The organism is Butyrivibrio sp., assembly GCF_017940685.1.
GTDB lineage: Bacteria > Bacillota > Clostridia > Lachnospirales > Lachnospiraceae > Butyrivibrio.
In genome coordinates this window covers 1-7,947 of sequence record NZ_JAGAYD010000006.1, presented here as the reverse complement: position 1 = coordinate 7,947, position 7,947 = coordinate 1, and the positions used below count along the sequence as shown (strand labels likewise).

At 41.6% G+C, this 7,947-nt stretch carries 6 protein-coding genes and 1 pseudogene; all 7 read right to left on the bottom strand.

The window, feature by feature from the left end; translation table 11 throughout:
* Nucleotides 1-137: 137 nt before the first annotated feature.
* A pseudogene (locus tag J6I68_RS00450) lies at nucleotides 138-3,263 on the bottom strand (helicase-related protein); the annotation flags it as partial.
* Nucleotides 3,264-3,277: 14 nt separating this feature from the next.
* Nucleotides 3,278-3,646: a hypothetical protein gene (locus J6I68_RS00440; RefSeq protein WP_118540719.1), complete on the bottom strand. Its 369-nt coding sequence runs from the start codon at nucleotides 3,644-3,646 to the stop codon at nucleotides 3,278-3,280.
* Entirely contained in the window at nucleotides 3,643-3,861 is a 219-nt protein-coding gene (locus J6I68_RS00435; protein WP_117715684.1) for a DpnD/PcfM family protein, read from the bottom strand. Before J6I68_RS00435 ends, J6I68_RS00440 begins: the two co-directional genes overlap by 4 nt.
* 27 nt (nucleotides 3,862-3,888) lie before the next feature.
* Nucleotides 3,889-4,785, bottom strand: a complete 897-nt coding sequence (locus tag J6I68_RS00430) for a hypothetical protein (RefSeq protein WP_117922626.1) — start codon at nucleotides 4,783-4,785, stop codon at nucleotides 3,889-3,891.
* A 50-nt stretch (nucleotides 4,786-4,835) separates the two neighbouring features.
* Nucleotides 4,836-6,728 carry a C40 family peptidase gene (locus J6I68_RS00425; RefSeq protein WP_292216303.1) on the bottom strand — a complete coding sequence of 631 codons (1,893 nt, stop codon included), beginning with the start codon at nucleotides 6,726-6,728 and terminating at the stop codon, nucleotides 4,836-4,838.
* Between the two features lie 189 nt (nucleotides 6,729-6,917).
* Complete coding sequence (locus J6I68_RS00420) at nucleotides 6,918-7,529, bottom strand: hypothetical protein (protein ID WP_147348926.1); 612 nt, start codon at nucleotides 7,527-7,529, stop codon at nucleotides 6,918-6,920.
* A 151-nt stretch (nucleotides 7,530-7,680) separates the two neighbouring features.
* Nucleotides 7,681-7,947 (bottom strand): HAD family hydrolase (locus tag J6I68_RS00415; protein ID WP_292216291.1); only part of this gene is annotated, 267 nt, incomplete at its 5' end.

The following is a 7,947-nucleotide window of genomic DNA, read 5'->3' as shown; positions in this document are numbered from 1 at the left end:
TACTCAATTTTAAGATTTTTAACTGAGTGATTAGTGACATTTCCAATGAGAATCACCTCCATGGAAATGGTATCACATCAGTATGGATTGTACATTTTTATTTTCCATTAAATGTACATTCTTATAGTATCATTTACACCAAACGGCACATTTCCCACAACAACATCAAAGAAGTTATCCGGATATGTGGTGTTTTCAAATCCCGTAATGCTGATATTGGCATTCTGGTAAAGCTGTTTTGCAATCCTTCCCGATATGCTGTCCAGCTCCACTCCGTACAGCTTACTTTGCTGCATTGGTGCTGGCATACTTCCGAAGAAATTGCCGATACCCATAGAAGGCTCCAAGACATTTCCGCCTTTAAACCCAAACTGCACAAGTGCGGAGTTAATACACGTTGCAATCTCAGGTGAAGTATAAAAGGCATTATTTACAGTTGCTCTTGCCGCACTGTATTCCTCATCAGAAAGAAGCTCTTTCAGCTCTGCATACTCTTTGCTCCACGCTGCATTATTCTCATCAAATGCCTGTGACAAACCACCCCAGCCGACAAACTTTGATAAAACAGCCTGCTCCTCCTGTGTTGCAAGTCTGTTTTCTGCTTCAATCTGCTTTAGTGTACGGATTGCGTCAATGTTCCACTGGTATCTGGTCTTTGCACCGCCCTTTTCTGTTTCCCACAGGTTATAGTGGAAATTGATTTTAGGCTGTTTTTGTGGTTTTTCCTTTCCACTCTCACCTTCCACTGGCGGTAATACTTCCGGTACAGGTGTTTCAGTGGCAGCCTCCTGTGGTTCGGTATCATTCTGTGAAATATCGGCTAATACTTTCTTATCATCAGAAATTATATGACCGTCTGCGTCAATCTTGGTATTCCAGCCATTTGCAATCGCACGTTCCCTGTTCTCAAGACGGTTTTGTCTTATACTGTCCTCAATATCAAAGAACCTGCGGTAAACAGGATTCATTGTTTCCCTGTCAATCTTATTTTTTATGGTCTGATAGATTGCTTTCTGATCCTCTCCACAGTAGAATGGCTGTTTTACCATATAGGATAAGATTTCATAGACATCACGCCACGATACGGTATCCTCTACTCTCTCTCCATTTCTGTTTTTATAGCTTACTTTCACATCTACACTGCTTAAAGTGTATTCGGTAAGCCCATACTGATTATTGCAGTATGCCTTTCGCTCACCCTCTACATTTCCCATAGCTATATCACTGATAAGCTCCAGCTTATTCGGCATAAATGCAAAATCCGACTGCACCACGTCCATAAGGAAAGCACGGAATGGTGTGTAACAGCTACATTCCGACACAAGTATCTCAATGGCATCTCTCAAATCTTCATCCATTTCTGCCACACGCTTTGCATAATCAATCGGCTTGATATACTTTAACTCAGCCGCCTCCCTGTTTACGGCATAACTGTCAGGCTCATCAGGAATTGCATAATCATCAATCTCTGATTTCTCCTCCTGCGTATCGACTTCACGGTATTCTGCGTCAATGACTTCATCATCTTCACGAAGTCCGTCCATAGCAAGCTCATCAATACGAGGTCTTTCCGGCTGGTATTCCCCGGTAAGGATAAGCACACCGATTTCCTTTTCGACATTCTTCCACGAAACATATCCTTCTACTTCTCCATCTTCATCTTTCCATTGGATACGAAGTCCCGAACCGTGAAATGTGTCATACCCGTGCAAGCCCAGACCGTCAAGCGGCCAGCTTGCACCACCCTGACCATACTCTGCCTTGATACGCTTTGCTCTGGTTCCTGCGTCTATCTCTGTCTGATAGATTTCACACACCCTGCCTTTTCCACCGACAAAGCCAGTTCCTCTCATAAGTATCTCTTTTACATACTCACTTGGTACACTTTCCGCCTTTTTCGGATTAAGGTAATTATATTTTCCGGCAAGGGCAGCCTTTTTATCTTCCTCGAACTGACGCATAAATTCATTGTGTCTGGTTTCCTCCGGCTGCTTCACACCAAAACTTGCCTGCCCATTCTGGTCGAAAAAAAAGGAAGCCTGTGTATATTCGGCTTCCTTACTAACACCCAATGAATTGATTTCATCAAGTTCCCTATTCAGTTCTGTATCATCTGATTCTAGTGGAATCGCATCACTATCTGATTCAGTACCACTTCCTCTGCCTGCATCTTCGCCTGCTCTCTTATCTTCCACATCTCCATTGTCGATGACGGATTCTGTGGCTTGTGCTTCGCCAGATACTGCATCTCCAGCTGGTCGTACAGCTGGTTCGCTTCCTCCTCTACCGCTGACATCTTCTCGTACATCTTCCCGAATCTCATCAGCGTCTTGTATCTTGCCGGCTCGTTCTCCTTTAGATAGTTCATCGCCATCCTTCCGTATTTGCCCAGCTTCGTGAGATCCTCCGTCTCGTCCGGCATCTCTATCTGCGGATAAAGCAGTCCGTCCACTTCCTTGTAAGTCATTTCTTCTAACATATCCAATTCTCCTTTCGCTCTCGATTGCCTTTAAGTTACGACTAAATTCTCTAAGAACACTACAGGAGACATCGCATACAATGGAACCAAGACGGTAAATTATCTCTTCGTCTTTGATATTTACGATCTGACTAAAATCCTGTTCTTGCACAGATAAGTCAAATCCGCATCTCGTCCCTACAGCATACATGACACTTGCATATACCAGCTGCTCCATGTCCGTTTCCTGCTGTAAGCCATTGCGTTTCTTACTTTCTTCCTTTATCACACTACCTGATAGCTGCATTAGCTCGGTCATTCGATCTCCGAACTCTTCTTTTATTATAATCCAAACATTTGTTCCTGTAAACTGTTTTAGTATATTTTTTAGAGTCTCTCTGTCGCCATTATCGTACTGCTCAATCTGACCTTCTGATACAAGAAAATCAACATAATCCTTAAGATTTTCTCCATCAAGGTTCCATGTCAGTTTGACATTCTTCCCTCCGGTATCACTGATATCAAAGATATATCTCATGCGTGGATTCAGTGCCCTTGACGGGAAGATAGCGCAGCCTTTCGCACCACGCTTTACATATCTTCCCACCTTTTTCCAGGTATCATAATCTGCCATGAGTGTGCTTTTTTCCGGAGGTCTTTGCGCTGTTACCATAACGATATTGTCAAATTCATAGCGGTATAACTGACCTGCGACCTTTAACACATCCTTCCAGTTCTTTTCTGATCTTGTGATGTTACCAATCTCAGAATCGTATATCGCTTTGACCTTCATATCAACGCCCATACCTTTGTCCTCCTCTACTTAAACATCTCTGCAAATAATCCCTTCAATACCTTTAACTCATCCTTATCCAGCTCGATTGCAAATTCATTGTCGATTGCCTGTTTTTCGCATTTATCCTTTTTCTTTGCAATCTTACGCACCACACGAAGAAGCACATAGCACTCCTTGGACTTTGCAATGCTCTGTTTAAAGGTCAGCTCATCCTCATCGACTGACTTCTGTGTCTGATAGATAATCTCTTTTATCTTATCATTGATACCATCTACTTCCTCAATGGAAATAATAACGGATGCCTTAGAAGCACCCGATCTGTCCCACTCCTTATGAAGTTCCTTTACTAAAAACTCCATATTCTTAATTACTGTTGTTGAATCACTTTTCATCTTGCTCTTCCTCCGTTTTCTTTTAATGAAGAAGGGAGCTGACCTTCGCTGATAGGCGCAAAATCAACTCCCTTCATGTCCTCTGCTCCAAGGACTATCTGCTCTGCATAATACATATCCATTGCCTTATTGATGGCATCGTCAAGCGACTCTGCCTTTACTTTCTGTACTCGTGAAAGCACTTCTTTTATCTCAACATCAAATTCCTGTTCCATATGATATCGCCTCCTGTAAAAATCTCATCACCGGCTCTTTTCTTCCTTTACCTGTCTTTCCTTAAAGCCTTCATCGTACTTTCCATCTTCCAGCCTGTCGTAAAAACAGTCCTCTTCAATCGTTCCAAAATCCTCATACATCTGGTGAAGGAAGTCATTCTGCAGCTTCTTTGGTACATCATCATCCTTTGACATATCCTGATAAAAATAGAACTTCTGCTTTAGCTTTGCCCTGTAATCATATATATCCTCTATCTTTTCCGGTGTGCCATACTCCCTCTTGTATGCCTTGAAATTTGTAGTTGAAAGTGTGGAACCTAGATAAATGCCATGCTCCCACGATACCCCGATTGTGGTATTGTCCTTTGTAGGCTTCTCATCCTTCGGATAACGCTTATACTCTGTCGCACCAAGGGCGATTGTAAGGGAACCTGACTTCATATCCATCACCACAAGATTCCTTGGTGATAATGCTTCAAGCACCATGTAATCATGGTCATTGAAGTTATGAAATGTCTGTCCCCTTTCAAATGAGCGGTTCTCCATTTCATAATGCAGGTTAAAATCATCTACCCAACCCTTATCGGTCATTCCAATCTCCTTAAGCTTTGCAACACATTCATAAGAACTGGCTTCTTTATCAAACCGAAATTCTTTGGAATCGTTATAAAATCCCTGAAGAAAGTGTCCCAACTGAATATCATCCAGACAGAATCTCGCAGATACAGTTACATTTGCTGCCCTGTAATACTCTGTGAAGTTATCTGCTTCACCAAGTGTCCTTCCAAGCTGCAACAAATTTTCTGCAAGCTCTGACATGTCATCAACTGCTATAAAACTCTTATAATCATCCAGAGTCATCAGCATATTTGTCTCTGTTCCCCTGTCGTTTTCTGTTACCAGTATCATATCTTTTAAATCCATTCTTACCTCCAGTCTCAGAGAGGGACTATGCCCTCTCTGCAAATTTCCTGTTATGGTCTTCCTATCACAACAATCTTTCCTGTGCTTGCCACATCCCGGTAAACCACACCAAAACTTTCATTAAGTGCCTCTACCACTTTGCCATTTCCGACATATACTGCCACATGGCTGATGTTCTTATATCTTCCATTGCTTGTAAAACTATAAAAGATTAGGTCTCCCGGCTGTAACTCATCAAAGGAGACTGTCTTTCCGGCTTCATCCAGTCCCTGTGCCTCCGCTGCCGCTGTAGTTGCACCGCCGTAACTAATATCCACACATGCATCCTTCCACGAATAATAGGCTAAGGAGCTGCAGTCATAATAGTTACCGCTGTCTCTTAAATCCTGACTATAAGGAAAACCAACTCTGTGTAGTGCATAGGAGCAGACTGTTTTCTGCCTGCTGTCTGTAATTTCGTTTAGGATGGCATTGATTTCATCCTCAGTCATGGAGCTTACTCCCGGACTTCCGCCTCCGCCGCCACTTCCGCTTCCTGCATATCCAAGCTGTCCCATAAACTCCGGACTCATGATCTGCTCAAGCATTTCCACATGATCAGAGTTAAACCCATAGACTGAAATCATATCCCTGTACGATTTCAGCGTTACATTCACATACAGAACAGACTTCGTGACAGTAGTCACATTGCCGTCTGCATCTGTTTCTTCCACATCCTTTGTTCCGGTGCTTGTGGTGTATGAACACATATCATTTACTACTGCCTGCAGCCAGCCTTTTGAAGTGTCATTCATGACTGTTGCAGTATCTCCGACACCATGCTTGACCATATAGACAGCCATGATGTCATAGTAATTGCTTGGGTTTTCTTCCATACCTTCATAATCCACATAGACAAGCTCTCCAATGTCATATCCGGTATGTTCATTCACTTTCGTGTTCACATCCCGGTTAAACTCCTGCACATAGGCACTCGTTACTGTCTGTACTGTATCTCCTGATTCAAGTGGTGGCAGGAATAAAGCAAATGGAGAATTGTAAAGGATTGCTATCACCGCTATAACCGGAACAGCAATCATGGCAACTACAAGAACAAGTAATAAAAGCACCAATCCTATAATCGGTGCAACTGCCTTTACCCAGGTAATCGCTTTTCGCACAATCAGATCCTTTACCAGCTTTGCCACGCTATCCGTCTGATTCTCCTGTGCTTTCATCTTATCCAGAAAGTACTTTATCTTCCTGCTCCGGTTGGTCATTTTTTCATCCTTGACCTCTATGGACACACCTGCAGCATATCCGGCTGCCATGCCGATTGCAGTACCAACTCCCGGTGCAACCGCTGTTCCTGCCGCCGTAGCAGCTGCCTTTGTCGCAGTTTTTGTTGCAACCTTGGCAGTTGTCTTGGCTGTTTCTTTTGCTGTCTCTTTAGCTACCGCCTTAGCAGTATCTTTGGTAGCTTTCTTTGCTGTCTTTTTTGCCAGCTTCTTTCCTGCCTCTACCTTCTTGATTCGCTTCTTTGCCTCGACTGCCGCCTTTTTCCTGAAAAGTGCTGCACCCTTAGAAGCAGTTCCGGTAACAGGGCGGCTTGCTTCATATGCAAGATATGCTGCCTGCGATACCTCCTGACCGCCTTCCACCTGCTCTGTTACTGCCCCGGCTGCAAGTGCTCCAGTTCTTCCTGCAATGTGAAGATTCGTGTTCTTGGTCTTGATGGAAGTGTTGGATTCTTTAAGGTTTCGCTTAAATCTTGATAGTCCCTTATTCTTCGGCTCCGACTGATGAATGGTACTCTTGCGATAGGACTTCTTTTTATCATCAGATACCTTTGCACCGATAGTCTTAGGACCTCTCTCTACTGTATAGATGTTGCTGCCTTTAATCTTGGCTCCCTTTGGTTCGTGGGCATGAATCTTGGCTTTCTCCTTGGTGTGAATGACCATCGGTTTGTCATCAACCTTTCTAATTTTCAATTTTCTCACCTCCTACTTTGAAAAATAAAATAAGCCGCTAGGGAGCAAAAATTACTCCTTAACGGCTATGTAAAATCATTCAATATTCAATTATTAAAAGCAACATGAAACTGAAAGTTGTCGTCTCGCTTGCAAAGATAAAATTTCAATTTTCAGTGCCTACACTAAATCTTTTAGTTCTTTCGCAATTGTTCTATAAATAGCTTTCACATCAATTTTCAACTCCGTGCTAGTGCTATATTCTTTTCTCTTCATTGAAGCAAATGGTTCATCAACATCCTGTGGCATATAAGATTTAATTGCTGTAATTTGCACGTTATCATCATCAATGGAATCAATTTCCTTTTTATACCAATAATATTCATGCCATGGATGATCTGCATCTAATTCACTTTTAAATCCTAGATTTAGCAGATTACTATCTTCTTTTTCGTCCCCGGTAATAAAAACGGAAAAAGTGCCCTCCGATTGTTTTCTAATTTCGCATCTATACCCACAATACTTTTCCATTACAAATACATAATAAACGTCTTCTATTTCTTCAGGCATAACTTTCTTATAATACAAATCATCATTCAAATCGTAATTCATATTTTTTATTATAGGTATCTCATGCTTAAATTCTCTCCCAATAGTAAACCCTTCTTCGAGAAAGGCCGAGCATATTATCAGATACCCTTTTTCCCTATGATAACCGACATACTGATATTGTTTACCCCCAAACTTTACTACATATCGTCCATTTCCAAGCATATTCTCAGAAAGTTCCATTTTGCGTCGTTCCTTATATTTCACTAGCAATAATCTGTTTCCTACATTCATATTAATCACCAAACCTTTGACTCGAGAAATAGGAATTTTTATCATCCCTACAAACTGAAAGTTTCATTTATTTATACTTACTGATTTAATAGTATAAATCTCAATTAAAATAATCTGTATTATATACCTCTAATAAATTTTCAACGGCAGTAACTCCGTTCGGAATTTCCCTTTTACTGCGATTTATCCATATTGCATTTATTCCAACTGCCGAAGCTCCTTTAATATCACTACTCAACGAATCACCAATATGTACCACTTGTTCAGCAGACAAGCCTGTACTATTTAGTGCAAACTGAAAAAGTTCTTTTCTTGGTTTGTATGATTTAGCATCTTCACTTGTAAATATTCCATTAGGCTTTAATCC

Coding starts and splice junctions, on each gene's coding strand:
- J6I68_RS00425 (WP_292216303.1), bottom strand. CDS start 6,728: ATGGTCATTCACACCAAGGAGAAAGCCAAGATTCATGCCCACGAACCA.
- J6I68_RS00440 (WP_118540719.1), bottom strand. CDS start 3,646: ATGAAAAGTGATTCAACAACAGTAATTAAGAATATGGAGTTTTTAGTA.
- J6I68_RS00420 (WP_147348926.1), bottom strand. CDS start 7,529: ATGGAACTTTCTGAGAATATGCTTGGAAATGGACGATATGTAGTAAAG.
- J6I68_RS00430 (WP_117922626.1), bottom strand. CDS start 4,785: ATGGATTTAAAAGATATGATACTGGTAACAGAAAACGACAGGGGAACA.
- J6I68_RS00435 (WP_117715684.1), bottom strand. CDS start 3,861: ATGGAACAGGAATTTGATGTTGAGATAAAAGAAGTGCTTTCACGAGTA.